Annotated in this window: 3 pseudogenes; all 3 read left to right on the forward strand. The window is 44.7% G+C overall.

From position 1 onward, the window contains the following. Positions 1-463, forward strand: a pseudogene (locus ACFIKX_RS00360) (DUF4815 domain-containing protein); the annotation flags it as partial. A 13-nt stretch (positions 464-476) separates the two neighbouring features. Then, a pseudogene (locus tag ACFIKX_RS00365) lies at positions 477-1,663 on the forward strand (Bgr_08870 family protein). Between the two features lie 138 nt (positions 1,664-1,801). Then, a pseudogene (locus ACFIKX_RS00370) lies at positions 1,802-1,966 on the forward strand (phage tail protein); the annotation flags it as partial.

Here is a 1,966-nt window from a genome sequence, read left to right on the forward strand (position 1 = left end):
AATTGAAAGAAACAACGGCACGGTTTATCAACTCCTTCCCTTTCAATTGCTCAGTCTTACTGAATATATCAGTGAAAAGATAAAGCTTCGCGCTATTCTTAAAGGAACAGAGAAACTCTCACCGGTGTTATTTGCGCCTGTTCAATTGATCGCGGGAAAGATCCATAAGGAAGCGACCTATGTCACGCGTGCTTTTGCCTTTGGTGAAAAGGCAAGGTTAACGAGCTATATCAAAACCTTTTTACCGGGTGGTGCAACCTTTTCACTGGAGATGCAACTAGATGATGGTGGTTTCACCCCTTTGAAACTTGACGAAACAGAACAACTCGCTGAACCACTTTGGACAGAACGAAAATTTGTGAGCAGTGACAAAACAGCCAAACAAGCGCGCCTCAAACTCACTCTTACCGGTGGACCAGCAGCGCGGTCCATGGTGAGTGATTTTGGCGCTGGCATATTGTGATGGGAGAACAGAGATGACCAAAACCAAAAAACTCGACATGGAATTGCCTAAAGAGGGGCGTTTTATCAGTTCTGAATTCCCAATCTTGCGGGAAAACTTGACCAAAATTGATCAANAGGCGCAAAAGATGCTGCCAACAATTATGTTCTCTATAAATCAAGCAACAATAACTTTACCTTTGGCAGTGCTGTCTCACTATTAGGCGCGCATCAACATAAAACCGAAGATATCGTGGGGCTTGATGATTTTAGAGCCAAGATTAATCAAGATATGACCAGCTATGGGCGCCTCACAAGCCCAAATGAATGGCAGAATTATAATAAATTTACCAGCAAAGTCACCATGAGTGGTGGCTTAGAACTTTTGGGTAATTCGTCGTTTAGCCTTATTCATAATGGTGAAACGGTGACAAGTTTAAGCACAAATGGAAGTACCTTGAAAGGACCTTTGAGAGTTGATGGTGAAGCTGTTTATACCAAGGTGCAAGTGGATGCTCTTTTGGATGCTTTAATCAAAAAGCGTAAAGAAGAGTACATTGAAATCGTTATGTTGCAGAGTGGTAATATTCCTTGGCCTGATGGGGTGACAGATGACACTGATATTGAAATCATGGCTTGGGGAGGTGGCGGGAGCGGTGGCCAACGTGGAGGAGGAGGTGGTGGTGAATGTATTTCTTTAAAGATTCAAAAACGCCAATTACAGAATAATGATGTAGTGGCTATTGGAAAAGGCGGATATGGAAATGGTATTAATGGTGGTAATACGCTAGTTGGTTCTATTCTTACAGCACGGGGTGGTAAGGGGAATAACGGTTATATTGGTGGAAATAGTGGTGGTGGAGTTTCAGGTGGTTATGGAACTGCAAGTGGTAGTAATAATAATGGTTATGCGGGAAAAGAACATCCTTGGCATGGAGGCGGAGGAGGTGGTGGTGGCTTTAATGATAGTTGTGGCGGTGATGGAGGGGATAGTACCTATGGTGGAGCAGGTGGAGGTGGGAGTGGTGGGAGTGGTGGTAGTGGTATAGCTAATAATGGAGGTAAGGGAGGAAAAAGCCAGTATGGTGGCAATGGAGGAAGCGGAGCTGAAAAAGGATATGGCGGCGGTGGCGGTGGCGGTTATCGAGATGGTGAAGATGGAACAGTAAATGGTGCTGGACGGGGTGGTGATGGCGCAGTTAAATTAAAGATCTTTGTATAAGCGCGTTTAAAGGCTTGTATGCTCTTCCGTCTTTAAGTCCCCTTTAAAGCCCTTTAAAAGGGCTTTTTGACTGACAGTGTCAGACTTATGAAAGGGAGCTCTTGTTGTTATGGTCTCTTCATTGATTTGGAGAGCAAAATGGCAATAGAATTTAATCATGGGATTCGCATTGTAGAGGCTGGTGAGGATTCCCGTCCTTTAGCAACATTTGATCAGACCGCTATTGGGGCGGTTGTTACAGCCCCTGATGCTGACAACCAAGTTTTTCCCCTCGACGAGCCCGTGTTGGTCTTCACCCATGAG

It is taken from the genome of Bartonella sp. CM86QHHN (assembly GCF_042194695.1).
Classification (GTDB): domain Bacteria; phylum Pseudomonadota; class Alphaproteobacteria; order Rhizobiales; family Rhizobiaceae; genus Bartonella.